The 25,653-nt window shown below is 38.3% G+C and carries 25 protein-coding genes; 18 read left to right on the top strand and 7 right to left on the bottom strand.

Annotated elements, in window-relative coordinates; translation table 11 throughout:
- Window positions 1-156 precede the first annotated feature (156 nt).
- The 4 genes from AC1M83_RS12505 to AC1M83_RS12490 form a co-directional block, all read right to left on the bottom strand.
- Window positions 157-900, bottom strand: a complete 744-nt coding sequence (locus AC1M83_RS12505; protein ID WP_035270823.1) for an amino acid ABC transporter ATP-binding protein — start codon at window positions 898-900, stop codon at window positions 157-159.
- A gap of 11 nt (window positions 901-911) precedes the next feature.
- On the bottom strand, window positions 912-1,589 hold the full coding sequence (locus AC1M83_RS12500; protein ID WP_481590810.1) for an amino acid ABC transporter permease: 678 nt from the start codon (window positions 1,587-1,589) through the stop codon (window positions 912-914).
- Window position 1,590: 1 nt separating this feature from the next.
- Entirely contained in the window at window positions 1,591-2,433 is an 843-nt protein-coding gene (locus tag AC1M83_RS12495; protein WP_035270829.1) for an amino acid ABC transporter permease, read from the bottom strand.
- Between the two features lie 69 nt (window positions 2,434-2,502).
- Window positions 2,503-3,402, bottom strand: a complete 900-nt coding sequence (locus tag AC1M83_RS12490) for an amino acid ABC transporter substrate-binding protein (RefSeq protein WP_180028739.1) — start codon at window positions 3,400-3,402, stop codon at window positions 2,503-2,505.
- Between the two features lie 458 nt (window positions 3,403-3,860).
- Between AC1M83_RS12490 and AC1M83_RS12485 the strand changes: the two genes are divergently transcribed.
- The 5 genes from AC1M83_RS12485 (at window position 3,861) to hisG (ending at window position 8,209) form a co-directional block, all read left to right on the top strand.
- A complete protein-coding gene (locus tag AC1M83_RS12485; RefSeq protein ID WP_481590809.1) occupies window positions 3,861-5,312 on the top strand; it encodes an RNA polymerase factor sigma-54 in 1,452 nt (483 codons plus the stop codon).
- A gap of 188 nt (window positions 5,313-5,500) precedes the next feature.
- Window positions 5,501-5,833 (top strand): ribosome hibernation-promoting factor, HPF/YfiA family, encoded by a 333-nt coding sequence (gene hpf / locus AC1M83_RS12480; protein ID WP_035268921.1) that lies wholly within the window; start codon window positions 5,501-5,503, stop codon window positions 5,831-5,833.
- Window positions 5,834-5,975: 142 nt separating this feature from the next.
- Complete coding sequence (gene ibaG / locus AC1M83_RS12475) at window positions 5,976-6,227, top strand: BolA family iron metabolism protein IbaG (RefSeq protein WP_035268923.1); 252 nt, start codon at window positions 5,976-5,978, stop codon at window positions 6,225-6,227.
- Between the two features lie 7 nt (window positions 6,228-6,234).
- Window positions 6,235-7,494, top strand: coding sequence for a UDP-N-acetylglucosamine 1-carboxyvinyltransferase (gene murA, locus AC1M83_RS12470; protein ID WP_481590808.1), 1,260 nt, complete (start codon window positions 6,235-6,237; stop codon window positions 7,492-7,494).
- A gap of 4 nt (window positions 7,495-7,498) precedes the next feature.
- Window positions 7,499-8,209 (top strand): ATP phosphoribosyltransferase, encoded by a 711-nt coding sequence (gene hisG, locus AC1M83_RS12465; RefSeq protein ID WP_481590807.1) that lies wholly within the window; start codon window positions 7,499-7,501, stop codon window positions 8,207-8,209.
- A gap of 41 nt (window positions 8,210-8,250) precedes the next feature.
- Here the strand turns inward: hisG and AC1M83_RS12460 are convergent, their stop codons facing one another.
- Window positions 8,251-8,901, bottom strand: a complete 651-nt coding sequence (locus AC1M83_RS12460; protein WP_481590806.1) for a hypothetical protein — start codon at window positions 8,899-8,901, stop codon at window positions 8,251-8,253.
- Window positions 8,902-9,066: 165 nt separating this feature from the next.
- Between AC1M83_RS12460 and hisD the strand changes: the two genes are divergently transcribed.
- A complete protein-coding gene (hisD, locus tag AC1M83_RS12455; protein WP_481589579.1) occupies window positions 9,067-10,368 on the top strand; it encodes a histidinol dehydrogenase in 1,302 nt (433 codons plus the stop codon).
- Window positions 10,369-10,518: 150 nt separating this feature from the next.
- Window positions 10,519-11,610 carry a histidinol-phosphate transaminase gene (hisC, locus tag AC1M83_RS12450; RefSeq protein WP_035268929.1) on the top strand — a complete coding sequence of 364 codons (1,092 nt, stop codon included), beginning with the start codon at window positions 10,519-10,521 and terminating at the stop codon, window positions 11,608-11,610.
- Between the two features lie 48 nt (window positions 11,611-11,658).
- Here the strand turns inward: hisC and pabB are convergent, their stop codons facing one another.
- On the bottom strand, window positions 11,659-13,005 hold the full coding sequence (gene pabB, locus AC1M83_RS12445) for an aminodeoxychorismate synthase component I (RefSeq protein ID WP_481590805.1): 1,347 nt from the start codon (window positions 13,003-13,005) through the stop codon (window positions 11,659-11,661).
- Between the two features lie 246 nt (window positions 13,006-13,251).
- On the opposite strand from pabB, the gene filA reads away from it, so the two are divergent.
- The 6 genes from filA to filF all read left to right on the top strand — a co-directional run bounded on the left by filA (window position 13,252) and on the right by filF (window position 21,268).
- Window positions 13,252-14,121 (top strand): putative pilus system protein FilA, encoded by an 870-nt coding sequence (gene filA / locus AC1M83_RS12440; protein WP_092768589.1) that lies wholly within the window; start codon window positions 13,252-13,254, stop codon window positions 14,119-14,121.
- A 183-nt stretch (window positions 14,122-14,304) separates the two neighbouring features.
- Window positions 14,305-15,138, top strand: coding sequence for a putative pilus system C39 family peptidase FilB (gene filB, locus AC1M83_RS12435; protein ID WP_481588027.1), 834 nt, complete (start codon window positions 14,305-14,307; stop codon window positions 15,136-15,138).
- Window positions 15,139-15,203: 65 nt separating this feature from the next.
- Window positions 15,204-16,412: a putative pilus system protein FilC gene (filC, locus tag AC1M83_RS12430; protein ID WP_481590804.1), complete on the top strand. Its 1,209-nt coding sequence runs from the start codon at window positions 15,204-15,206 to the stop codon at window positions 16,410-16,412.
- A gap of 12 nt (window positions 16,413-16,424) precedes the next feature.
- Window positions 16,425-18,092, top strand: a complete 1,668-nt coding sequence (gene filD, locus AC1M83_RS12425; protein ID WP_481590803.1) for a putative pilus system OmpP1/FadL family transporter FilD — start codon at window positions 16,425-16,427, stop codon at window positions 18,090-18,092.
- Window positions 18,092-19,348, top strand: a complete 1,257-nt coding sequence (gene filE, locus AC1M83_RS12420; protein WP_481590802.1) for a putative pilus assembly protein FilE — start codon at window positions 18,092-18,094, stop codon at window positions 19,346-19,348. Before filD ends, filE begins: the two co-directional genes overlap by 1 nt.
- A 12-nt stretch (window positions 19,349-19,360) precedes the next feature.
- Window positions 19,361-21,268 carry a putative pilus system protein FilF gene (gene filF, locus AC1M83_RS12415; RefSeq protein ID WP_481590801.1) on the top strand — a complete coding sequence of 636 codons (1,908 nt, stop codon included), beginning with the start codon at window positions 19,361-19,363 and terminating at the stop codon, window positions 21,266-21,268.
- A 34-nt stretch (window positions 21,269-21,302) separates the two neighbouring features.
- Here the strand turns inward: filF and AC1M83_RS12410 are convergent, their stop codons facing one another.
- Window positions 21,303-21,851 carry an NUDIX hydrolase gene (locus AC1M83_RS12410; protein ID WP_035268253.1) on the bottom strand — a complete coding sequence of 183 codons (549 nt, stop codon included), beginning with the start codon at window positions 21,849-21,851 and terminating at the stop codon, window positions 21,303-21,305.
- A gap of 130 nt (window positions 21,852-21,981) precedes the next feature.
- Here AC1M83_RS12410 and AC1M83_RS12405 point away from each other — a divergent pair, with 130 nt between their 5' ends.
- From AC1M83_RS12405 to AC1M83_RS12385, 5 genes are all read left to right on the top strand, one after another.
- Window positions 21,982-22,596 carry a CoA pyrophosphatase gene (locus tag AC1M83_RS12405; protein ID WP_035268255.1) on the top strand — a complete coding sequence of 205 codons (615 nt, stop codon included), beginning with the start codon at window positions 21,982-21,984 and terminating at the stop codon, window positions 22,594-22,596.
- A gap of 27 nt (window positions 22,597-22,623) precedes the next feature.
- Window positions 22,624-23,154: a gamma carbonic anhydrase family protein gene (locus AC1M83_RS12400; protein WP_481590800.1), complete on the top strand. Its 531-nt coding sequence runs from the start codon at window positions 22,624-22,626 to the stop codon at window positions 23,152-23,154.
- A 122-nt stretch (window positions 23,155-23,276) separates the two neighbouring features.
- Entirely contained in the window at window positions 23,277-23,942 is a 666-nt protein-coding gene (tsaB, locus tag AC1M83_RS12395) for a tRNA (adenosine(37)-N6)-threonylcarbamoyltransferase complex dimerization subunit type 1 TsaB (protein WP_481590799.1), read from the top strand.
- A 12-nt stretch (window positions 23,943-23,954) separates the two neighbouring features.
- Window positions 23,955-24,779, top strand: a complete 825-nt coding sequence (locus tag AC1M83_RS12390) for an undecaprenyl-diphosphate phosphatase (protein ID WP_035268259.1) — start codon at window positions 23,955-23,957, stop codon at window positions 24,777-24,779.
- Window positions 24,773-25,591 carry a class I SAM-dependent methyltransferase gene (locus AC1M83_RS12385; RefSeq protein ID WP_481590798.1) on the top strand — a complete coding sequence of 273 codons (819 nt, stop codon included), beginning with the start codon at window positions 24,773-24,775 and terminating at the stop codon, window positions 25,589-25,591. Before AC1M83_RS12390 ends, AC1M83_RS12385 begins: the two co-directional genes overlap by 7 nt.
- The last annotated feature ends 62 nt before the right edge of the window (window positions 25,592-25,653 follow it).

Here is a 25,653-nt window from a genome sequence, read left to right as displayed (position 1 = left end):
GGTAGTGTGGGGTTACCCATGTGAGAGTAAGTCATCGCCAGCTCATTATTCTAAACACCCCCTTCAATACAAGGGGGTGTTTTTTTATATACATAAAAATTGAATTTGAAAATTATTTGAGTAGATATCGCGAAATTTTTGGATTCATACTGATGTTTAGTGTACTGCTGAAATTTTCTCTAAAAAATATTTTGTCCTTTCATGTCGCTCTAGTGGCTTATTAAAGAAGTCATCAGTCGGGCAATCCTCTAGAATTTTGCCTTGATCCATAAATATCACTCGATCTGAAACTTTTTTTGCAAATCCCATTTCATGGGTAACACACATCATCGTCATGCCTTCTTTTGCAAGTTGGCTCATGACTTCAAGCACTTCACCCACCATTTCAGGATCTAATGCAGAAGTGGGTTCATCAAAAAGCATACAGACTGGGTCCATACAAAGACCACGTGCAATCGCGACACGTTGTTGTTGACCACCTGATAATTGTCCTGGAAATTTATCTTTGTGTGCTGTCAAACCTACTCGATCCAAATATTGTAAGGCCTTTATTTTAGCGTCTTCAGTTGAGCGATTAAGTACTTTGATTTGTCCTATTGTTAGGTTATCTAACACAGTCATATGAGGAAAAAGTTCAAAATGTTGAAATACCATACCTACTCTAGATCTGAATTTTGCTAGATTCGTTTTAGAGTCTTTTAAAGCGGTACCATCAACGATAATATTTCCTTGTTGAAAAGGTTCTAAAGCATTTACTGTCTTAATAAGTGTAGATTTACCTGAGCCAGATGGACCGCATACAACGACAACTTCACCTTTGTTGATAGTGGTTGAGCATTCGCTAAGTACCTGAAAATCTCCATACCATTTGGATACATCTTGAATTTCAATCATTGGCATTTTGATTCTCCTTATCGAATAATGGCTATTTTTTGATGTAAGCGTTTAACTAGTCGTGAAAGTGTAAATGAAATGACAAAATAGACGACAGCAACAACTAGATAGAAAACGGCTTTGGTTTCCGAACCATAGGTATTAGCTAAAGTATTTGCATTGCCTAAGAAATCTGGTGCACTGATGACATAAACCAAAGACACATCTTGAAAAAGAACAATGGATTGCGTCAATATCACGGGTAACATATTTCTAAAAGCTTGGGGTAAAACTACGTATGACATCGTCTGGCGATAATTAAACCCCAAGGCGTAACCTGCATTCACTTGTCCTTTAGAAACTGATTGAATGCCAGAACGGACAATTTCTGAAAAAAAAGCAGCCTCAAAAATGGCGAAGGTTACTACACTTGAAAATAAAGGTCCCCAATAGGTGTGATATTGGAAATCGAAAAACTTAGGAAGTAAAAAGTAAAAGATAAAAATAACTTGAATGAGGGGAACACCTCGAAAAAAGTCGACATAAAATTTTGCAAATCCACTGGCAATTTTATTATTTGATAGACGCATCATCGCGATTGGTGTACCAAGAAGAATCCCACCAATAATCGAAAGAATGGTTACTGTAACTGTAAATTTAAAACCAGCGATCAAACTTGCAACGACATCGGGATGAGTTAGAACACTAAAGTCCATTTTATTTACCTCCCGAACCTAGACCTGGTACAGCCATCCGTTTCTCAATCCATGCCATCAGGTATTTAATTGAATAAGTGATGATGAGATAAACAGGTGTTGAAAGAATTAAAATGACCACGTCTTGAGAGGTTTCTTCTCGCATTGTTTTGGTATATGCAAAAAAATTCAAAACACTTAAGGCAAAAAGTACGGCTGAATTTTTAAATACATTCATTGCTTCTGATGTCAGTGTTGGCCAAACGATTCGATAAGCCACTGGCAGAATGACATAACGATAACTTTGGTTTAAATTTAAACCAATCGCATAAGCTGCATTTTTTTGACCTTGTGAAACGGTATTAATACCTGCTCGAACCTGCTCAGCAATCCTTGCAGCGGTATATAGACCCAGTGCAAATACACCAATAATTGCTGGATTATTATTTAAAATATTTTGCCACCATCCGCCAGGAACCATTTCACCACTTCCAGTACTCATACTTAATGGCAGGAGTTGAGGAAAAACGAATGCCCAGAAAAATAATTGAACGATTAAGGGTATATTTCTGAATAACTCTACATAACAAGTCCCAATGAATGAAAGTAACTTATTGGGTAATGTACGCATAATGCCAATAAGTGAACCAAGTAAAAATGCGATGAAAAAGGCAATGACAGCAGTCCAGATCATGGTCCAAATACCTGATCCAAGTATTTGTAACCAGGTCGGTGCATCAGCAACAGCTGAATAACTTGAACCTCCAATCGCACTACAGATAGATTCAGCCCAATCTTTTTTATCAACGCCATATTCGTTGGATGCCAAGCAAAATGACGTCCAATTTAAAGAACCAACAGCCATTGAAATTTCCTGCAATGGTTACGAGAAAAAAGGGCTTAAGTGTTTTTATTTAAGCCCTCATAATTTTTGTTATTTAATCCCTGCATCATTCGGAGATGCTTTTAATTTTTTAAATGAGCTACTCATAGGCATGTTTAGATTGATATTGCGTGGTGGAATAGGTGATAAGAACCATTTTTTATAAAGGGTATCCATTTGACCATTTTTCCACATTCCAGTTACCACACGATCTGCAATCGCTTTAAACTTGGCATCCCCTTTAGGCAGCATAATTCCGTAAGGTTCTGACGAAAGGACTGGACCTACAATTTTAAAATCTTGAGGTTTTGATGATTTGGCAATGAGCCCTGCAAGAATATTGTCATCCATAACAAATGCAGCTGCACGTCCCGAAGCGACCATTGCAAAAGAATCAGCATGATCTTTACCATAGACATTGGTAACTTTTATTTTTTCTCCTCGTGCACCCATTTTAATATATTTATCCGAGGTTGTTCCTTGCGTTGTGGCAACGGCTTTACCATTTAAATCACCTAAATCTTTGAAAGGCGCTGAAGCTTTGACTGCCATACGTACTTCAGTGGCAAAGTAATTTGTAGAGAAGTTGACTTGCTGTTGTCGCTGGACAGAGTTGGTTGTCGTCCCGCATTCCATATCAATGTTTCCAGCGAGCATTTCAGGAATTCGCGTGGAAGAAGTAACCGCTTTATATTCAACTTTTAAGTTGGGGAGTTTTAAGTCTTTTTTTAATTCGTTAGCTACGTTATTACAGATATCGATGGCATACCCCATAGGTTTACCACCAACAATATATGAGATTGGATCAGAAGATTCACGATACCCGATGATCACTTTTCCATTTTTTTTGATTTTCGCAATGGTGTCAGTAGCATTGGCTTGACTCATTGTTCCACCAGCGATGATGAAGCCTAATGCGCTAAGAAGGACTTTACCAGATAGACTTTTCATCAAGAAATCTCCATGTCTTTTAATATATCGTTCTTATAATTTTGACAGTTCTCAAATTTGGTTGAAATCTATTCAAAATAAGCTATTAATTATTTTTATACTTTCTATGATAATAAGTAAAGAATAAAAAATACTCGAAATTCGAATGAATTTAGATTTTTTGATTAACGCGAAACAAATCATGAGCTTATAAAACCTTGATCATGAGTAAGTGGTTTATTTTTAATCAACCATAACTGCAGATAACGCTAAAAAATTATTTTTTTAATTTAAACTTGAGTGTTCATATTTTTTTTGAATATTAATTAAAAAAAAGTGATTGAATTATAATGTATTTTATCCTTATTTGTTGTTAATAATTAAGACTAATTGATTAACCTAACACTTGAAACTTATGTTATAAGAATTGTAGGCATGATTATTGCTTAAATAATAACGATGTTAGGGGGTAATGATTAATGAAATTAGCGTTAGGACTAAAAGTATCCAATTCTTTGTCTTTGACACCCCAACTCCAACAAGCGATCCGACTGTTACAATTATCCAGCTTAGAGTTGGAGCAAGAAGTTCAATTGCAGTTGGATAGTAATCCCTTACTTGAGAAAGTGGAAGACGATTCCCCAATGCAAAGTTTGGAGGAGTTGAATCAGGAGCAGTCTGCTAGTGATCTTACTCGAGAATTAAATGCAGATCATTTACCAAATGATTTACCTGTAGATACTGAATGGGATGATGTCTATACTCATCAATCATCATCAATGGAATTACCAGAATATGAAGAACGTGAGGATAATCGTTCAATTCAAAATACACTGAAAGATCATATTTTAGAGCAAGTTAATCTCCTAAATTTCTCCCAAACTGATCTTTTGATTGCCTATTGCATCGTAGATGGTTTGGATGAAAAAGGCTTTTTAGATGAGAGCGTTGAAGAAATTCACCACGCAGTGCTGACTTTACTCGCACAGATGGATATTGAAGAAGATGTTGAGATTGATGAAATTTTAGTGGTGTTGAAACATATACAAAGACTAGAGCCGATTGGCGTTGGTTCACGCAATCTTGTGGAATGCTTATATGTTCAGCTTCAAGTATTGCCTAATACCTTACCTTGCCGTAATGACGCGTTATTGTTATTGCAGCATTATGAATTATTGATTGCCAATGACCTAAATAAATTACTGAAGCAAACAGGTTTTAAACTTGAACAGTTAAAAGCAGCAATACAACTTTTAAAATCATTACAACCCTATCCAGGTCTAATGTTTGAGAATAAAGAATCTGATTACCAGGTACCTGATGTGGTGGTGGCAAAGAAAAATGACAGTTGGCATGTGCACTTAAATCCGGATATTTTGCCAAAATTACGCATCAATCCTTATTATGCAAATATGATTCGTCGAGCTGATCAAAGTGCAGATAATCAATATTTACGCAATCAAATGCTTGATGCTAAAAATTTTATTAAAAGTGTAGATGAGCGCCATAAAACGCTTTTAAAAGTAGCGACATGTATTGTTCAGCATCAACGAGATTTTTTAGAGTTGGGTGCTGAAGGAATGAAACCTTTGGTGTTGAGAGATGTGGCGGAGGAGGTTGAATTACATGAATCAACAGTATCTCGTGTAACCACCAATAAATATTTGCTTACTCCGAGAGGGTTGTTTGAACTTAAATATTTTTTCTCAAGCCATGTTGGAACAACGTCAGGTGGTGAAGCGTCTTCAACTGCGATCCGAGCAAAAATTAAAAAGTTGATTGCTGAAGAGAACCCAAGAAAACCATTATCTGATAACAGTTTAGCTAAGTTGTTAAATGAGGATGGTATCGATGTTGCACGTCGTACAGTCGCAAAATATCGCGAATCGTTACATATTCCTGCATCATCCGATCGAAAAGTCTTGATCTGAAATTTGAAGTGTGATTATTCTAGAGGTTCATTATGACGAAATAATGAATCTCTTTTTTTTAGTTACACGAGGTTTAGCCAGCATGATTTCATGACTTAAATTTGCAGAATAATTCTATGTTGAATGTTCTGTCATGCAATCACATGGCTTAACTCAATCAAATCCTTTAGAAGGAGAGGGATAGGATTATGCAAATAACAATTCGTGGACATCATTTAAGTATTACTCCTGCAATAGAAGAGAATATTCGTTGTAAATTCGCCGAAATGACCAAGCACCTTGATCAGGTCAATAGTATGCAGGTGAAACTCACAAAGGATCACCAAGTCGATAAGCGTTCGAAAAAAGGAAGTTCGAATCATATCGCTGAAGCAATCGTGCGTTTACCAGGCGTCGAACTTTTTGCTCAGGCATCTGGCGATGATATGTATGCATCAATTAAAAAATTGACTGAGAAAATAAAAAGACAGTTAATGCGATATCGTAAAATGCAAATGGCTTTTCAGCCGCTGCCTATATGACGGTCTGTAGCTGAAAATAAAAAAAGAGGTATATTGCCTCTTTTTTTTATAGATAAATTGTATAGCAGATGAATTCATTGAATGAGTTATAGTAAAATAATCCGTTTTTACACAATCGATCGTCCCATGAGAGGTCTTTGCAATGAATAGTGAACAGCTCACTGAAATCTTAAAAGCTGCTTTCCCTTCTGCTGATGTTGCTGTAAGTGGACAAAGTGGGAAATTTGACCTCCGTATTGTAGATGATCTGTTTGAAGGTAAAAGAACAGTTGCTCGTCAACAAGCAGTTTATGCTCCTCTTAACGAATATATTAAAAGTGGTGCAGTTCACGCTGTAACCATACGCGCAATGACAAAAGAAGAATGGCGCAAAGCTAGTCTTTTCGGAGCTTAAGGAATAAATGGATAAATTTCTAATCACTGGTGGTAAAAGACTAGAAGGCGAAGTTCGCATCTCTGGTGCAAAAAATGCTGCATTGCCACTTTTAGCAGCAATGATTCTTGCTGAAACACCAATTACGCTCAGAAATGTACCCAAGCTTAAAGATGTTCATACGCTTGTAAAATTAATTGCAGGTCTTGGGATTAGCATGAAGTATGAAGGTGACACTGTTGTCGCTGATACTTCAACCCTTGATAATCAATTTGCACCATATGAACTCGTAAAGACTATGCGAGCTTCTATTTTGGTGCTTGGCCCATTGCTGGCGCGCTACGGTAGTGCAAAAGTATCTTTACCTGGTGGTTGTGCTATTGGCTCACGTCCTGTTGACCAGCATTTAAAAGCATTAGAAGCTTTAGGTGCGGAAATTGAAGTCGAAGCAGGCTATGTCAATGCAAAAGTTGATGGTCGCTTAAAAGGCGGTGAAGTTGTTTTCGATATGGTTACTGTGGGTGGGACAGAAAACATCCTCATGGCTGCTGTCTTAGCAGAAGGTGTTACTACCATCCGTAATGCGGCTCGTGAACCTGAAATCACTGATCTTGCACAAATGCTCATTAAGATGGGTGCGAAGATTGAAGGTTTAGATACGGATACATTAATCGTCACTGGCGTAGAAAGTTTGCATGGTTGTGAATATTCAGTTGTTGCTGACCGTATTGAAACAGGATCTTATTTAGCGGCTGCTGCTATTACGGGCGGACGAGTTAAAACGACACATACAGATCCATTGCTGATGGAATCAGTGTTGGATAAATTTGAAGAAATGGGTGCAGAAGTTACGCGCGGTGATGATTGGATCGAACTCGATATGATGGGTAAGCGTCCTAAGGCCGTTAGTTTCCGTACATTGCCTCATCCAGATTTTCCAACAGATATGCAAGCACAATTGATGGCGGTCAATGCAATCGGTCGTGGGTTTGCAACAATTTCAGAAACGATTTTTGAAAACCGTTTTATGCATGTACCTGAATTGTCACGTATGGGCGCTAATATTCAGGTTGAAGGTAATGATGCAGTTGTAACAGGAGTTGAAAAACTTTCAGCTGCACCTGTTATGGCAACAGATTTGCGTGCTTCATTTTCTTTAGTTTTGGCTGCTTTAGCTGCTGAAGGAGAGACTTTAATTGACCGTATTTATCACATTGATCGCGGTTATGAAGATGTTGAAGCAAAATTACAAGGTTTAGGTGCCCAAATTAAGCGAGTGAGCGAGTAAGTTAATGAGCGATATGAGAAACGATGATCCTAATTTTGACGTAATGGGCAATTTTGATCATGGTTTAACCTTAGCATTAAGTAAAGGTCGTATTTTAAAAGAGACATTGCCATTGCTAGAAACAGCAGGGATTAATCTTTTAGAAGACCCAGATAAATCGCGTAAATTAATTTTTCCTACGACGCATAAACATGTTCGAATTTTAATTTTACGTGCATCTGATGTACCAACGTATGTAGAAAATGGTGCGGCTGATATTGGTGTTGCAGGTAAAGATGTACTGATGGAACATGGTGCACAAAATGTCTATGAACCATTAGATCTTAAAATTGCAAACTGTAAGTTAATGACAGCGGGCAAAGTGGGTATGGAGCGTCCGAAAGGTCGTTTGAAGATCGCGACCAAGTACGTGAATTTGACGCGTCAATACTATGCGAGCTTAGGTGAGCAAGTTGATGTGATTAAACTTTACGGTTCGATGGAGCTTGCACCATTGGTTGGTTTGGGTGATTACATCGTCGACGTCGTGGACACAGGTAATACACTTCGCGCGAATGGCTTAGAGCCTCTTGAAGAAATCTGTAAAGTGTCTTCTCGATTGATTGTGAACAAAGCGAGCTTTAAGCGTAAGCAAGCCTTACTTAATCCGATTCTTGCACAGCTTGAAAAAGCGGTGGATGAACGAGAAAATGCAAAGCAAGTGAAAACTGCTTGAGTTTGTTGATTTTAAGAACCGCCCGAAAGGGCGGTTCTTTATTATACAAGACTGTATTTTCTGATTTGTTCTATTAATTGAAATTGTAATTTATCTAGATTTACATATACTGGGATAAAATCAATTTCATATTCTGGATGTTTTCTAAGTTTTAAATTTATTTGATTTATCTTTAGCTTTGTATTTAGCACTTTCAAATCTGATATGAAAATATTGCATCCTTGATTCCAATCATTAAGAAATCTATTTAATTGATTATCTAAAGTAAACCGTGATAAATCTGATATTAACGAGTAAATATAGGCAGTATTGTCTTTAATTTCTTGTACTTTATGATTAAAGTCTTCTGAAGATTTTAACTCATCATAAGAGTTTTTTCTTTCAGAAATCCAATATAATAAATTAAGCTGTTCCCTATAGTTGGTGTTTAGTAAGCTGATAATTTGAAAAGAAAGTTTTGAAATTTGTTGGGAGTTAAATTGTTTTTTCCATGAAAGAAAACCAACAATAGCAACTATTGGCGTCAGTACATAAGCTGTTGTGGTAATTATGGTATTTATTCGATGCATACTTACAGCACAAATCAATGATTGACCTTGACAGTAATAAAAGTATTGAAAGAATCCACAAATAGCTAAAACAACGACATAAACACCTAAATAGTAACCGACATTTTTTTCTATTTCTTTCATCTAAAACTCCCCCGAATAAAATCAAATCATGATAAGAACAGAGCTCAATAGAAAATTCAATTTAATCAAAAGTTATTTTCAATCATTTCTATCTGGGTTGCTTGAATGAAGATGCCCACAAATCAACAGAAAACAGGTAAACTAAAGCTTCCCTTTAATTTCATTGTGGATAAATTGATGCGACGTTTATCGACTCAAGATCAAAATTTTAAGCAAGACTTTGCTGACTTGCTCGCTTTTGAAACCGTGAGTGACCCAGAACTTTTAAAAACAGTAGACCAAATCATTGCCGATGTTCGTCAACATGGTGATGCTCATGTTCTCAAACTCACACAACAGTTCGATCGACATCCAGCGCATCAATTTTCAGATTTAGAACTGACACAAGAGCAACTTAAAGCTGCATTTGATCATTTAACGGCTGAAGTTCGAGAAGCTTTAGAGTTGGCTGCAAATCGTGTCCGTGAATTCCATCAGGCACAAAAACAAGATGGTTGGACCTATGTTGATGCTTTGGGTAACACCTTAGGCCAAAAAGTGACGCCGCTTGACCGTGTTGGAATTTATGTGCCAGGTGGTTTAGCTTCATACCCATCATCAGTACTCATGAATGCAGTTCCTGCACACGTCGCAGGAGTGCCTGAAATTATTATGGTTGTGCCTGCACCAAATGGTGATTTAAATCCATTGGTGTTGGCAGCTGCGTATTTGGCAGGTGTCACTCGAGTGTTTACGATTGGTGGTGCGCAAGCGGTTGCAGCATTGGCCTATGGTACTGAAACCATTCCAGCAGTAGATAAAATTACTGGACCGGGCAATCGTTTTGTTGCAGCAGCAAAACGCGCCGTATTTGGTCAGGTAGGTATTGATATGATTGCAGGTCCTTCAGAAATTTTAGTGTATGCTGAAGGGGACAATAATGCAGAATGGCTTGCAATGGATCTTCTGTCTCAAGCAGAGCATGATACTGTTGCTCAAGCTGTATTTATTACGCCAGACGAGCAACTGCTTCATGATGTCGCGATTGCAATTGAAGAGCACTTAAAAGCACTTCCTAAAGCAGAAATCGCACGAACTTCTATTGCTAATCGTGGTGCGCTTGTTTTAGTTAAAGACCGTGCCGAAGGTGCAGAATTGATCAACCAAGTTGCCCCTGAACACTTGATGCTATGTTTAGATGAAGCACAAGAAATGGCTGAAGGTATTCGCCATGCAGGTGCTATCTTCATGGGGCGTTATACGCCTGAAGCAATTGGTGATTACTGTGCAGGTCCGAACCATGTATTGCCAACCTCGGGTACGGCACGTTTTTCATCACCACTCGGAGTGTATGATTTCCAAAAGCGTTCAAGCTTAATCATGTGTTCAGAGGATGGCGTGAAAACCTTAGCGAAAACAGCAGATATTCTTGCACAGCAAGAAAACTTAGATGCTCACGCTCGTTCAGCACGATATCGTTATCAGTAATTTAAGCGATAAATTTAGAATGAATATTCCTCTCTAAATCTGTTTTTAAGCATTGCTTGAAATCGAAATGAAAGTGAGGTTAGGTGAAGGTAATTAAAAAATCTCTCCCTAACCTCCTTAGTCAGTGAGGGGAATTTAGAGAATTTAAAAATGAATATTACAGTAGAACAAATGCGTTTTTGGAGTCCCGAAGTACGTGAACTAGAGCCTTATGTGCCTGGTGAACAACCCAAGATCCAAAATCTTTTAAAATTGAATACCAACGAGAACCCGTATCCACCATCTCCAAAAGTTGTAGAAGCGGTACAACAAGTTTTAGCAAATGGCGCGGATGTTTTACGTTTGTATCCTGACCCTGACGCATCGGAATTAAAGCAAGCAATTGCGAAACAGCAACATGTTCCAGTGGGACACGTGTTTGTTGGTAATGGTTCTGATGAGGTTTTAGCTCATATTTTTAAGGCATTTTTTGTTCAAGATTTGCCAATTCTTTATCCAGATATTACCTACAGTTTCTATCCTGTTTATAGCCAATTTTTTGGTGTGAAAACTCAAATTTTGCCTTTAAACGAAAAATTTGAAATTGTTGTGGATGACTATAAGCAACCAAATGGCGGCATCATTATCACCAATCCAAATGCCCCTACCAGTATTGCACTTGGTTTGTCTGCAATTGAGGAAGTACTTCAATCGAACCCAAATTCAGTGGTTGTGATTGATGAAGCATATGTAGACTTTGGTGCTGAATCTGCAGTGGCTCTCGTAGAAAAATATGACAACTTGGTGGTCTGTCAAACAACTTCGAAATCACGTTCGCTTGCGGGATTACGGGTCGGGTTTGCGATTGCACAGCCGCATTTAATTGCAGCGTTAGAAGCGGTAAAAAATAGCTTCAATTCATATCCAATGGACCGTTTTGCGATTGCCGCTGCAGTGGCGTCTTTCGAGGATCAAGCCTATTTCGAAGCGCAAAATGCCAAAGTGATTGCTAGTCGTATAAAGTTAGTTGAGCAACTGAAATCCTTAGGGTTTGATGTGTTGCCTTCTGCCGCAAATTTTATATTTGCAACACTGCCTAGCAAAGATGCAGGTCAGCTTGCAAATGAATTGCGAGAGCGTGGCATTATCGTAAGATATTTTAATAAACCACGTATTAATCAGTATTTGCGTATCACCATTGGTACAGATGAGCAAAATCAACGTTTAGTAGACACCTTGAAGAATGACATTTTAAAAGTGTGAGTGCTGCAAATTTTTGTTGTTGAAAAAGCGACCAGATAGGTCGCTTTTTTATGATTCGTACCATTGATTCATCAGTTTTAGCATGGCTTCAACCTTATCAAAACATTCTTGATATTCTGCATCGCAATCTGAACTGATTGTGACACCACCACCAGCCCAAATAGACACATCTTGCTGATATTTTTGAATTGTTCGGATCAAAATATTCCAAGAACCAGTACCATCAAAATTGAAATAACCAATAGAGCCACAGTATGCACCGCGTGGGGACTCTTCAAGTTCTTCAATAATTTCCATCGCTCGAATTTTGGGTGCCCCCGTTATTGAACCGCCGGGGAGCGCTGCGTGTAAAACATCTAATTGATGAACATCGGATTTTAACGTCGCTTCAATTTCACTGACCATGTGGTGGACTTGATTAAAGCTTTCAATGTTAAATAATTTTGGTGTCTTGACAGTGCCAGTTTCTGCATAAATGCTTAAATCATTTCTGAGAAGGTCAACAATCATTAGATTTTCGGCTTTATCTTTCTCAGAGTTGATGAGTGTTTGTTTTGATTCTTGGTCTTTTTGAGGATCTTTAAAGCGTGGCATGGTGCCTTTGATCGGTTTAGTGATCATTTTTTTATTGGGTCTAAACTCGATAAATAACTCAGGTGAACAGCTCAAAAGTTCAAGGTTATCAATTTTAAGATAAGCAGCATAAGGAGCATTTGTGAGTGCCCAAAAAGGTTTAGCTATACTCAGTAGCTCACCTTCAGCTTGTGCTACAAATTCTTGAGTTAGGTTAATTTGGTAACAATCCCCAGCAACAATGTAATCTTGTACTCGTTGAAATGCAGTTCGATATTGTTGTTTAGTCCAACGTGCTTGCATGGGTGAACTGAGTTGAAATGATGATGGACTAGATTGCTGAAAACAGTCTAATAATCGTGTATAAAGGCACTCGGCATTATGTTCAGTGCTATAGAAAACCCAATCATTATTTTCATAAATCAAATAGCTTTCATACAAGCCAAAAAACAATTGTGGTTGTTTTTTTACCTTGGTGTTGATTTGAAAATTTGCTGCAAAATTATAATCATAGTAACCAATGTAACCGCCTCTGAAATAATGGCTTGCAGAATCTGGAAGTGAATTTTCGCTACATTGAACAAAATCTTTGAGTGAAGAAAATTGGCTTTCATACTGATAATTAAAATCAGAGCAACGCACAAATTGACTGAATCCGCCGTTTATATAAACGCAATATTTTTTTGGCAAAAATCCGATAATCGGTAAATCCTGATTTTCAAGATATACCAATCCTGTCAATGAACCAATTTTTTGCAAAAAATCAGCTTTACTTAGTCCTGAAATTTTTAAGTTTTGTTTAAAAAATGAAGCACTTACCATTTGTGACTTGTTACACTCTTTTCAGAAAATTTGCATCACCCATTTAATACTAGTTCACACTTATGCCATTTATCGGGAATAGGTCGAATTTTCTTAACAGATATTGATCATAAGATAACATAAGGTTAACTTAATACTGCAAAGAGAACTGCTCAAGGATGAAGTTTCAGTCGTTAAATTATAAAAACTTCAGAAACACGGAGAGCAGTCAAAAAAATGAAAAAAATGCTCTTGGGAGAGTACATAATGAAATTATTCACAAAATTGGCTTTAGTTTCTTCAATGGCGGTGAGCGTGAATGCTATGGCGATGCAGGCAATGGATGATGCATCACTCAGCGCAACGACTGGTCAAGATGGTATTACTATTGCCATTGATACAACTGCTGGTATCGAAATCGATAAGTTATATATTCATGATAATGATGGTTTTACAAATAGCGCTTTGACATTCGGTGATACGACCATTAATACAGCTGGCACTGCTGATCCAACAATTGGTGCTGGTGCAATCACGGTTAACGGTTTAACGATTTCAAAGGGTACTGGAAATACTCAAAACTTAGCAACGTTGAAAGTTGATGCCGCAGATGTTGGTGGTCAAGCGGTACTTAATGTTCTTGCTGAAACTGGTGCTTTAGACATCAATGTTGGTTCTATTGGGGTTGCAAGCTCTGGCACTTACAGTTCTGATGACAATGTTCGTGGTGTTGTTGAAGGTTCTGAAAAACAAATTATTACAGGTTTAACATTATCATTGGGTGCAACCAAAGCAAACGTTCAATTAGGTAATGCACCTCAAGGCGCTATGATTGTCGTTGATTCTGAAATCACTGGTGGTTTATCTACAAGCTTAACTATTAATGATACATCTACATCGGGTGGTGGTAGCATTGGAATCGAGGGCTTGAAAGTTACAAGTTCAGGCAGTAAAAACCTGAATGCTGACGCCAAAATTGGTGTAACAAAAGATGGATTATATATCAGCCCAGCTCAATCACCATTGAATGCTTACATCCAAAAAGTTTCTTTAGGTGAAGCTAATAAGAGTATCGGTTCAATCGAAGTTCAAGGTTTGAATTTGGGTAGCACTTCAATCAAAATTTCTGGTCACTAAGTTTTTATACAAAAAACGCGTGTTGATCACGCGTTTTTTAAATTTTGCGAATTTGAAACTAAAAAGTAAAAGTACTGTATTTTTAGGATGAAAAAGGTATTCTGAATATAAGAATAAATGTGAGTGCAAACTCCAACTACAGAATCATAAAGGCAAGTACGCCGAACTAGAACAGTTAACATTATGATAGAAATTACTTTAGGCTCTGCAATTATGTATTTTTTTGCGAGTCATGCTCTCGAAATTAAAGAAAAACCACGCGAAGCAGTTTATTACAGTGAGATTGCAGACTCACGACATCTATCTTATACAAAAAATCACCGTGAACCTGTAGCTATCAAGCCGGCTATCGAAAATCAGTTTAGAGGAATAGTTCGTCAAGCGTATGACTATAGTTGTGGTTCTGCGGCGTTGACGACAGTTCTTAATGGTCACGCTGGTCTAAATTTGACAGAACAACAAACCATGGAGGGATTGTTGCGATTTGGCGAGTATGATCGAATCATTGAGCGTAGAAGCTTTTCATTATTGGATATGAAGCGCTTCGTCACTGCTTTAGGTTATGAAAGTGGGGGGTACCGTGGTGAATTCAAAGACCTGATTAAACAGACACAACCTGCTATTGTTCCAATTCACTATGCAGGTTTTAAGCACTTTGTTGTATACAAAGCATATAAAGATGGACGGGTTTATGTTGCTGACCCTGCATTAGGAAATATCAGTTTTGATGAAGCACGATTTAAAGAAATTTGGGAAAACAATACCTTATTTTTAGTGAACGTTCCTGAATCTCAACAGAAAGATCTATTGGCATTACAAGAAACAGATTTAAGACATGTCGATGATGCAACAATTAACCGTTACGCCTTAGTTGATGCACAATTTTCGTCAGATTATATGAATAAAATCGCAGATAAAGCCTCAACTATGCGTAAAGTATTAGATCTTGATCCCAAATCTCCAACGTATAATCAACCCATTACAACATATATGCGGCTTTACTATAAACGTAAGTAATTTAAATGCAATTAAATTGAATTGAAACAAAATCCAAATAATGAAGAATTGTGGTAGGAAGTAAAATGAATAATCAATGGACGAAAAGAACGCTACTCGCAATCAGTATTCAAATGATTGTCACAGGCGTCTATGCAGCACCCGAAACAGTTGAAGCTCCATCAGAAGAGAATATTTCTCAAGATACTCAAAATAATACTGAAAATAGTTCGGCGACCCAGCTTGAACAAGCACAATCAAGTTATACGGCAGAATCTACTGAAAATGTTGATGCAACACCTTCTCTTAAGCCAGGTGTTGAAGGGCAGGCTGCAAATGCGCTCCAACAAAAAGAAGGTGATGCGACGCAAGAGACTAACTTGCAGGAAGTTTTTTCCTCTAATGAGCGACAATATTCACTGATTAAGCGTGGTGAGTTTTCAACGTTCTATGATCTTGATTATTCGTACTATCGGGATTCACAAATAAATGCTTCGATCGATGAAGGACAGTTGTATCAACTTCGTATTGATGAAGATGCAAATCATACGATTACCAATACCATCACAGCGCAATATGGTTTAAGAGATAACATCACGCTAAACGCTTCAATTCCATTGGTTGCAAAGTCTGATAGTGTCAAAGATACGACCACTGCTGGTTTGGGTGATATTAGTTTAGGGGCGCGTTGGGAGCCATTTCCACTGAAAGAAGGTCGTTTGCCACTTATTTTGTTTGGTAATCTATCGACAAAAACAGGTGATAGCCCCTATGAAATTAATCCTTTGACGGATCTCTCAACAGGTAAGGGGTATTATTCAGTTGGTGTTGGTGCAAGTACAAGAAAATATATTGATCCAGTTGTATTGTTTGCGTCAGTATCAACAAATTATGGTTTTAAAGAATCTGGCTTAAATCAAATCCGAGGGGGAGGAAATACTCAAGGTGAAGGTTTAACTGGGCGTAACCGTGTTTTAGATACTTTTGAACCCGGTGTTACGGCTGGATTCTCGTTCGGGTTTGCATATTCATTTAACTATGATGTCTCCTTGACCATGTCTTATCAGCAATCGATGAACATGGGTACCAAATTTACATATGATACAGGTGAATATTACGAGCCTGCGACTCAGACCAGCTCTATGTTTGCGGTGGCACTCGGTGTACGTGTTAGTCCGAAAACGATTGTCAATGGAACGATAGGTATCGGTTTAACTGAAGACTCTCCAGATGTTTCTCTCGGCCTATCGTTCCCATTAGATATACTTGGCTTCGGTAAGAAAAAAGCAAGCTAAAGGAGTTCGGAAATGAGTCAATTCCGTTTGCATCCTTTAGTTACAGCAATTGTTCTGAGTGGATGTAGTACGCAAGTCTTTGCACACCTTGGGCAGAATTTATCTGTAGATGTACGCTCATTATCAATGGGTAATGCTGTCACTGCAGATCCACCCGGGATTAGTGCAATTCACTTTAACCCTGCGGGTTTAACCAAACTCAAAGGGTTACAAACCGACGTTCAAGGCTTAGTTGCTAATTTTGATATTCAGCGTGAATTTTCCGCGCCATCAGGTTATGACGTCTTTGGATATTCTGATGATCCATTAATCTGTAATGATGCGCTTGATAATCCATCAAACCTCTGTACTGATTTTAAGGATTCTGTGAGAGGTGATGTCGAGTACGCATCCTTATATATTCCTGTATTGAAAAAAATGGTGGATTTAGGAGAAGGATGGCCAGTAGCAGCTCCAACTGGAGGGATCTCCTACAATCCACCAGGATCTAAGTTTACTTTCGCTACTGCAGTTTATGCACCTCTGGTTGCAGGTTTCGGTGCAGAAGATGGCAATCCGGGTAACTTCATGGGGCAGCAAGTTGCCATGGAGCGTATTACATATTTATCGCCATCGATTGCTTATCAAGTAAATGATGATCTTTCGATTGGTGCTTCAGTGGGAATGTCTTATCAAGCCATTGCCATGAAAACAGATTTGCGATTTCCAAATGAAATGATAGGTCTTCTTAGGATGGTGGATGAGTCTGTCTGTGCCCCTTTCCGTGGAGGAAATGACAATATTGTCACGAATATTTTGCTATTCGGCTTATGTAATACCAATGAGGGCATGAATCCATTTTCAACCTTTGGAAAGATCAATGTTGAACTGGAGCAGAGTTTATCTCCAAGCTACAACCTAGGTGTCTTGTGGGAACCTACTGAAGAGTTTGGTTTGGGGCTAGTTTACCAAAGCGGTGCTAAAATGCGCTTAAAGGGTAAATATATTGTAGAAAATGGAAACGCATCCCGAGAATTAATCAAAGGACTAAACTCCTCACCTACGGGGCAAGTTTTGGCAACAATACTTGGTTTTCCGAACTATGTACCTGCGATTGAAACTGGTCTAATGTCTATGGATTTAGAATATCCAGCACATTTCCAAGCAGGGATTAAGTACAAAGTATTCCCGGACTTACAGGTAAATTTCGATGTGGGATGGACTGACTATGCGGCTTGGGATAAGTTTAAATTTGAGTTCGATCGTCAAATTTCTGCTCTGAAAATTGCAAAACTGTTATCTAATGATGTAACAGACTCATCTTTATCTCTGCCTCTAGGTTTTCAATCTCCATGGAGTTGGGGCGTTGGCGTTGAATATTCTGCCAATGACCGTTTGAAATTCCGTGCTGGTTATGAACCTAGAACAAGTGCGATCCCAGATGGAAAGCGGAATACAATGGTACCGATCAATAATGCACAATTGTTTGGATTGGGTATTGGTTACCGTTTTGATGAAGATACAGATATTGATTTATCAGTCGGGTTCCTTCGTAGCCGCGATAGAATTCCAGCGGGATCAAGTAGCCTAGCCAATCTAGACGCCGTGGATAATTTATTACTTAATCCATATGCTGGCTTAAATGTATCGACGAATACCAAAGTTACGATTTTAGGTATAAATTATAGAACGAGATGGTAATGGACTTAAATCTTGAGCAATTTAAACAAATAAAAACAAGAGTGAGCCAGTCTCTCGGTTGTGTTATATGTGCAGGTTCTTTTTTAGTAAGTCCTACATTGTATGCCCAAGACTTTTACACAATTATAGGTCCAGATGGCAGACCGATTGTCATCGAAAGAGCTGCATCTAGTGCTCAAAAAAACGAATCTATTAAAAATCGAAAATCAATTCAAAGAGAAAATATTCAGCCAAAATTCATTCAAAAAAAACCAGCAGATGAGCCTAAAAAAATACATGTTGAAATCGCTCAGCCGAATATTAAAGCTCCTACAGCGAGCAAATCAGTTGGGCGCAGTCAAAATGACAATGTTGAACAATCAACAGTGAGTGTTGAAAAAAAGACTCAAGATCAAATGACGAAAATTGATCTTGCACAGACTAAAGTCAATACGAAACATGAGCAGTCATTAACAAAAAATAAATCTACACACGATCAAAATGCTAAAGAAAGCCTTCAACGTGTTGAGCAGATTTCAGATAGCAAAAACGCAGGTGGTTCACTGAAAGCTGAAACAGGAAGTCCTGTAACTGTGATTGATGGTGTTGAATACATTTATCATGAATATCTTGAGGATCATGAGTTTAATCTGGAAGGTAGAAAACGGTTTTATGTAGTTCCTGATACGCAGGGTGTAGGTGCAGCTCGTTTTGAAACGATTGAGCGACAAAAAGGGATTACCAAAGCCGTTTTATCTCAGTTCCTACGGCCGACAGAGCCTACAGCGAAAGAAGCAATGGCTTTATCGAGTACGTACATGCGTATTGAAGCAAAAGATCTTGCAGAATCTTTGGAACATACATGTTTTGAAGATAAAAAAATTCAGAAAGCTAAGCGTTTGAAGGGTGCTCAAGGTGAAATTGGTTTATGGCCAGTTGCGCCATTGAAAGAACGTTTTGCTTACGAGGTGGTGGAGTTAGATGAATCAATTGATCAGATTCAAATTCAATCATTTGCTTCATCTCAAAATAACCCAACTTTTTATTGGCCGATTGCAGTATTTTTGGATCAGCAAGGTTGCATTTTAGAGGGAGCGACTGGTTTTAAAAGTATAAATACTCAAGCCAACGTCACGACATACTCTGCACTCGAAGGTATATTAAAAAAACCACCTCAAACACGATATTTATTACTCACCCCTTTAGTCAAATCAATTGATATTCAAAATCAAAAACTCGTGAATACTGGTCAGCTAAAGCTCAAGGCCATCAAATAAAAGAGAACTATAATGAAAAAGTCTAATATTATCCCATTCACGTTTTCCACGCTTTTTTTAGCATTGACTGGATGTGGTGGAGAGAGTGCTAAAATAAATGAAGATCCTAACCGTGGTTCCGTTACAACCTCTAATGGTTGTTTAACCTCAAATGATGCTAATTGTCTGGGATTTGTCTTGGACTATCCTGTAGAGGGACTAAAGTTCGATTGTAGTACTGACAAATTGAATCACTATCGAACTGAACTCGATCCTAATGTTGCGATTGGTTCATGCAAAGTGGGAGACAAAGTTACATTTTATATTCAGGGTGAAGCCAGTGCTCGAAAAATTGAGTTAGGGACGGTCGATCTAGGTTCAATTGTGCCTAAGAAAATGAGCGATGTTTATATTCAGATTGGTGTGCAAGATATGGCTCAAGGGCTAACTGGTAAGCCAATTGAAAATTTTAATATGTCCGATCCTACCTATAATGCAATGGTCGGAATTACACGAATTTTGCAAACATTAGGTGTAGATCAAATCAGTAATGTGCCTGGTGATATACAGCAAGTTGTGCTGTCAAAAGACAATTTGGATGGGCTTCAAGTGATCAGCCAAAATATAACGGCCAATGAGTTCAAAAATGGCAGTTATGTTCAGATCCTGAAACCATGGTTAGATGTCGATAAGGTATCAATTGATGATGCGGAAAAAGTAGCACAACAGATCATTAGAATGAGAAGTGTGGGTATTTATCAGGCCAATCACTTACTCTTTATTGGACAAAATACTAATTTCGCAGGGTTTCACGGCTCAAGCCTAAACAATAATCAAGCAATTGCTGATATGAGCGTAATTACTACGCGCGAAGGTTATGCGAGTGGTTATCTCTCACAGTGGAGAGGGAAACCAATTGTTACGGGTAGTAATACTTCAGAAGAGTTAGCACGAGTATTATTAATCAATCAAGTACCACCTGAAAAATTAGATGTCGTTTCTAATTCAAAAGATTGGTTGAATAATATCTCACAAAAAATACAAAAACCTTTAGTTTTTAAAAGTATTGAATCTTCAAATGACAAATTAGAAATCTATAAAGGAACTCTGTTTGGTCAATCCATTATTCCTGGTAATCAGTATGCTTATCAAGGATTCTTAGGCAGCAAGGATACACCTACAAGCACTGAGGTATATGGGGAGTGGCGTCAAGATGTCAATTCTGAGCGCTATACAGGTAAGCTTGATATTCTAAAATACAGTCCAGTGAGCTATTTAGATCGTAAAGTGTTCAAAACACGTAAAAATGTTGAAGCTGGGGATCAAATTATTTTCCCATTATACGCAGATTTAGTGTTTAACTTTAATGATAAAACGATTCCATCACAAACAGTGAGTATTGTCATTGATGAAAATGGAGATATACGAACCAATCGTACTGCATCGAGTTTAAAATCTACCACTTGTCCAAGCATTAAGAATACTTCAACCATGACCGATGAATTGGATGTTCAACAATTCATTATTGGTACGACAGGCACAACATATTCAACTGCAAATGATAAATCTCTGACAATACGTATGATTCTAGCGAATCCAATTTTTGGGAACCTAAATGGGGTCAGAGCTGGACTAAATAACAGACCAGACTTTGGAGTCGATTCTAATAGTGAACTTGTGTCATCTGGAGGCGTACGTTTAAATTTACAAAACTTAATCGTAAATAATGACATAAGAGCGGGTATTAATATCACGAGTTGGGATAATAAGGGCTCTACAGCCGCAGCTGAATGGGTGAATACGCATGCGACATACCAACACACGTACAATTCGATTCCAGAGAATAAACCAACGACTGAACAACTTAATCTAGCAAAGCTTAGAACAGGAACAATTGAAATTGCTTTAACACCTTGTTATCAAATAGGTCGAAAAGCTTAACCAAAAAAACTTCATCTTATGAGATGGAGTTTTTTTAACCTGTTTGATCAAGTCGAGTACCTAAGGTCTCTAAGTGTGTAGGAAAATGATTCGATTTTCGGTCTTCAAAATAATGACGAAGCGTTCGTTCAACACTTGGGAAAGCTAAACTATCCCATGGAATCTCGTGTTCTTCAAATAAACGACTTTCGATGGTTTCTTCACCAGCTCCAAATTTACCTTCAACAAGGTGAGATTTAAATAATACGTAAATTTGACCAATACGAGGGATATTGTACATACAGTACAATTGCTCAATTTCCACTTCAGCTTCAGCTTCTTCACGAGTTTCACGAGCTGCACCTTGCTCCATTGTCTCGAAGAGTTCCATATATCCTGCTGGTAGCGTCCAAAGACCATAGCGCGGCTCAATCGCTCTACGACATAAGAGTACTTTATCTTCCCAAATCGCTAAGGCTCCACAAATGACCTTTGGATTCACATAGTGAATGGTTTTACAATGCGTACAGACTTGGCGTACTTTATGATCACCTAAAGGAATCTGTTCGGTCGTCGGTTGCCCACAGGCCGTGCAAAAAGGCATATGCTGTCAAGTAAAAATGAGATGATTCAGCATACCCCAAAAAAATAACTTTCGCATCATTTATAGCCTTATGCACAAAATTTCATATATGATGGGATGAGAATAAAAAAGAGAGATCGAGCTATTCAAGATGATGGATCATTCATTAACATTGCAACTGCAACAACACCTTAGGTTTTCTAAACGCATTCAAAAAGCTGATGCTGCAGTATTACTTGCAATCACCAATGAAGATGATCCTAAAATTCTGCTGACGCGTCGCTCTATTTATATGAATAATCATGCGGGTGAAGTGTCATTCCCAGGAGGAAAAAGAGATCCGAACGACACCAGTAATATTGTTGTTGCACTCCGAGAAGCGTGGGAAGAAACGGCTTTGAATCCGTTCGATGTAAAGTTGCTAGGTGATCTGCCTTCAGAGCGCTCGAAAGCGGGTGTTTTAGTAAAACCTGTGGTTGGATTGATACCGCCTAATGTGAAGCTTGTCCCACAACCTACAGAAATTGATCGTATTTTTTTTGCTTCAATCCGCGAAATGATGGATGCTCGCCCAACACCTTATGAAGTTCGATTGGCTAAGCAATCAATCTATTTTCCAAGTTTAAGAGTTGAGAATGAGGTGATATGGGGTCTTACAGCAAGGATCCTGATTTCGTTGTTTCAGTATGGCTTAAATTATAAAAAAAACTGGCCCTTTTTGCTCAATTCCCCAAGTTTTAAATCTTCAATTTTCAAACAACATTAAAATATTAAATGCATAGGATTGCTGCATATGATGTACAAATTTCAAGACAAAACCCCTTCAACGACGATTCAACCATGGAATGGATGGATTGCAGAAAATGCCACTGTGATTGGCGATGTTGAACTTGGACAAGAGGTGAGTGTTTGGTTTGGTGCGGTAATACGCGGGGATAACTGCAAAATTTGTATTGGTGATTTCAGTAATATTCAAGAAAATGCCGTCTTACACACTGATCCGGGCATTGAATTGAATGTTGGGCAATATGTCACCATTGGTCATCAAGCAATGTTACATGGTTGTACGATTGGAGATAATAGTTTGATTGGTATCAACGCCGTCATATTAAATAATGCTGTAATCGGTAAAAATTGCATTATTGGCGCGAATGCGTTGATTCCAGAAGGTAAAATCATCCCAGATAATTCATTGGTGATGGGCTCTCCTGGCAAAGTAATAAAAACATTAGATGAGTTTGCAGAAGCTAAACTCAAAATGAGTGCGATGCATTATGCGCATCATTTCAAAAATTTCACTCAGCTTGAAAAATTTGAATTTTAAATATAAGTGTTGAGATTGATACCAGCGTTCAATAATCACTAAATCTGAACAGATCTGCTCTCGCAGGAATAATTCGAGTGGAGTATGATTAGCACCATTTTTAACGATTTATAGGGGCATGCATGAAATTGCTTGCATTAGAAACTGCCAATGAGCAGTGCTCAGTTTCGTTAATTGATGAGAATCAAGTACTTTTTTATCAACTAGATGATCGTGCAAAAGCGCAGACCCAATCTATCCTCCCAATGATTGAAGCAGCTTTTCAGCAAGCTGAAGTACACGTTTCAGATTTGGATGCGATCGCTTTTAGTCGTGGTCCTGGCTCATTCAGCGGTGTGCGTATTAATGCAGCGGTCACTCAGGCGCTTGCATGGTCACATGACGTGCCTGTGATTCCTGTTTCATCCCTTCAAGCTCTGGCACAGGCTGCTTATCGAATGTATCAACTGACAGAAGTTACGGCTGTACTTGATGCAAGAATGAGTGAGGTCTACATCGCAAGTTTTCAGTTAAATGCTCAAGGTTTAATGCAGTTGGTAGATGAAGAGCAGTTATTAAATTATGAAAATGCTGCAGCCTATCAAAAGTATCAAATGATTGGTTCGGGAACAAAATGTATTCATCCCGAATTAAATGATTATTCAAATGTCCAAGCAACTGCTGAGGATATAGCGACGATTGCACGTGAACATGCTTTAAAAGAACAATGGCTCAGTGCCGATCTCGCACTACCCGTTTATTTACGTGACAATGCGTGGAAAAAAATTCCAGAACAAGGCAAAGCATAATTAGGAATTTCTATGGATCTTTTACTGCTGCTTAAAGCGGCAATTATGGGTATCGTTGAAGGTATTACTGAGTTTTTACCCATTTCTAGTACAGGCCATTTAATTTTAGCCGCTGAACTCATGAATTTCTGGACCAAGGAAAAAAGTGATGTCTTTGTGATTGCCATTCAAATGGGGGCAATCGCAGCGGTTATTTATGAATATTGGTCGCGCTTATGGGGTGCTGCAACGGGTATGGTCACTGGCGAAGCACAAGGTAGAAGACTCGGATTTGGTTTAATCTTGGCTTCAATCCCAATTGTTGCAATAGGTTTGACCTTTGGGCAAACAGTAAAAGAGCTATTATTTAATAACTACGCGATTGCAATTGGCCTGATTGTGGGTGGTTTAATTATCATTTGGGTAGAAAAAAATCCCCCAAGAATACGTGTCAAAGAAGTTGAAGAGCTCAGTTATAAAGATGCAATTTGGATTGGTTTAATTCAAGTGCTCTCTTTGATCCCAGGTACATCACGTTCTGGTGCTACGATCATCGGGGCAATGTTTTTAGGCGTTTCCCGCAAAGCAGCGACCGAATTTTCATTCTTTCTTGGAATTCCAGTCATTATTGGTGCTGGATTATTAGATTTATATCAAAGCTATGATGTGTTCCAGACTGCTGAAGATTGGGCAGTGTTGACAACTGGGTTGATTGTTTCATTTGTCTCAGCTTTATTACTCATTCGAGCTTTGGTTGCCTATGTCGCAAAACGTGATTTTATGATTTTTGCTTGGTATCGAATTGCTTCAGGTTTAGTGATCCTTCTCTTTGCATTTACAGGTTGGAAATTATGGTAAGCGAAATACGCTTATTTGCTGAACGAGATTTTCTTGAGAAAGCACAGCATTTTAATGCTGTGCTTTCTTCTCGTGGGGTGCAGTCAACAATCGAAGAGGTTGAAAAATTGAATGCTCGATTTTTCAGACATCATCCTGAACTTGCGCTTTGTGTTGATCAAGATGGGTTGTGGCTGTGCGCACAGGGCATGCGTATGCAACCTGATTGGAAAGCCGAAGTCGGTCGCTTAAAACGTGCTAGCTTGAAATCTGAAATGATTGCGAGGGCATGCCAGTTATCTGAAAAACCCCAGCTCATTGATGCCACCGCAGGGCTTGGGCATGACAGTTTACTGATGGCACATTTAGGGGCAAATGTCACATTAGTTGAACGACATCCAATTTTATATACTTTGTTAGAATCTACTCATCAACAAGCGAGTCTTGACCCATTTTTAAAGAGTATTGTTGCGCGTATTCAGCTGGTTTTTTCAGATTCTGCTGATTATCTTAAGCAATGTGCAAACCAACACGTCGATGCCGATGTAGTATATTTAGATCCAATGTTTCCACAGCGCGATCAAAATCAAAATGCCATTAAAAAACAAGCGCAAGTTAAAAAACAAATGCAGCTGTTACATCTTCTGTTACCAGAAGATGGAGAGATGGATTTAGGTGATGAATTGTTGGCATTGGCTCAAAGCGTTGCTAAGCGAGTTATTGTAAAGCGACCAAGGCATGCTATTTATCTCAATGCACAAAAACCTAATCATCAATGGTTAGGTGATGCATGTCGATTTGATGCCTATTTTCAAACGATTGTTTCTGAGTAGTTTGGTAAATGACTCAAAAATAATCGAAAAATTGTTATATAGTTAAAAGTAGCATTGATAAT

The sequence above is a fragment of the Acinetobacter sp. 25-47-130 genome, from assembly GCF_056779705.1.
The sequence above is the reverse complement of the archived record's forward strand: the minus strand, read 5'-3'. Positions and strand labels throughout refer to the sequence as shown.

Bases quoted from the DNA above. Each gene is read 5' to 3' on its own strand.
- AC1M83_RS12385 (WP_481590798.1), top strand. From the start codon at position 24,773: ATGGTAAGCGAAATACGCTTATTTGCTGAACGAGATTTTCTTGAGAAA.
- AC1M83_RS12405 (WP_035268255.1), top strand. From the start codon at position 21,982: ATGATGGATCATTCATTAACATTGCAACTGCAACAACACCTTAGGTTT.
- hpf (WP_035268921.1), top strand. From the start codon at position 5,501: ATGCAAATAACAATTCGTGGACATCATTTAAGTATTACTCCTGCAATA.
- AC1M83_RS12500 (WP_481590810.1), bottom strand. From the start codon at position 1,589: ATGGACTTTAGTGTTCTAACTCATCCCGATGTCGTTGCAAGTTTGATC.
- murA (WP_481590808.1), top strand. From the start codon at position 6,235: ATGGATAAATTTCTAATCACTGGTGGTAAAAGACTAGAAGGCGAAGTT.
- filB (WP_481588027.1), top strand. From the start codon at position 14,305: ATGATAGAAATTACTTTAGGCTCTGCAATTATGTATTTTTTTGCGAGT.
- AC1M83_RS12505 (WP_035270823.1), bottom strand. From the start codon at position 900: ATGCCAATGATTGAAATTCAAGATGTATCCAAATGGTATGGAGATTTT.
- hisG (WP_481590807.1), top strand. From the start codon at position 7,499: ATGAGCGATATGAGAAACGATGATCCTAATTTTGACGTAATGGGCAAT.
- filC (WP_481590804.1), top strand. From the start codon at position 15,204: ATGAATAATCAATGGACGAAAAGAACGCTACTCGCAATCAGTATTCAA.
- hisC (WP_035268929.1), top strand. From the start codon at position 10,519: ATGAATATTACAGTAGAACAAATGCGTTTTTGGAGTCCCGAAGTACGT.
- pabB (WP_481590805.1), bottom strand. From the start codon at position 13,005: ATGGTAAGTGCTTCATTTTTTAAACAAAACTTAAAAATTTCAGGACTA.
- AC1M83_RS12490 (WP_180028739.1), bottom strand. From the start codon at position 3,402: ATGAAAAGTCTATCTGGTAAAGTCCTTCTTAGCGCATTAGGCTTCATC.
- ibaG (WP_035268923.1), top strand. From the start codon at position 5,976: ATGAATAGTGAACAGCTCACTGAAATCTTAAAAGCTGCTTTCCCTTCT.
- AC1M83_RS12390 (WP_035268259.1), top strand. From the start codon at position 23,955: ATGGATCTTTTACTGCTGCTTAAAGCGGCAATTATGGGTATCGTTGAA.
- AC1M83_RS12485 (WP_481590809.1), top strand. From the start codon at position 3,861: ATGAAATTAGCGTTAGGACTAAAAGTATCCAATTCTTTGTCTTTGACA.
- filD (WP_481590803.1), top strand. From the start codon at position 16,425: ATGAGTCAATTCCGTTTGCATCCTTTAGTTACAGCAATTGTTCTGAGT.
- AC1M83_RS12460 (WP_481590806.1), bottom strand. From the start codon at position 8,901: ATGAAAGAAATAGAAAAAAATGTCGGTTACTATTTAGGTGTTTATGTC.
- AC1M83_RS12400 (WP_481590800.1), top strand. From the start codon at position 22,624: ATGATGTACAAATTTCAAGACAAAACCCCTTCAACGACGATTCAACCA.
- AC1M83_RS12495 (WP_035270829.1), bottom strand. From the start codon at position 2,433: ATGGCTGTTGGTTCTTTAAATTGGACGTCATTTTGCTTGGCATCCAAC.
- filF (WP_481590801.1), top strand. From the start codon at position 19,361: ATGAAAAAGTCTAATATTATCCCATTCACGTTTTCCACGCTTTTTTTA.
- filA (WP_092768589.1), top strand. From the start codon at position 13,252: ATGAAATTATTCACAAAATTGGCTTTAGTTTCTTCAATGGCGGTGAGC.
- AC1M83_RS12410 (WP_035268253.1), bottom strand. From the start codon at position 21,851: ATGCCTTTTTGCACGGCCTGTGGGCAACCGACGACCGAACAGATTCCT.
- tsaB (WP_481590799.1), top strand. From the start codon at position 23,277: ATGAAATTGCTTGCATTAGAAACTGCCAATGAGCAGTGCTCAGTTTCG.
- filE (WP_481590802.1), top strand. From the start codon at position 18,092: ATGGACTTAAATCTTGAGCAATTTAAACAAATAAAAACAAGAGTGAGC.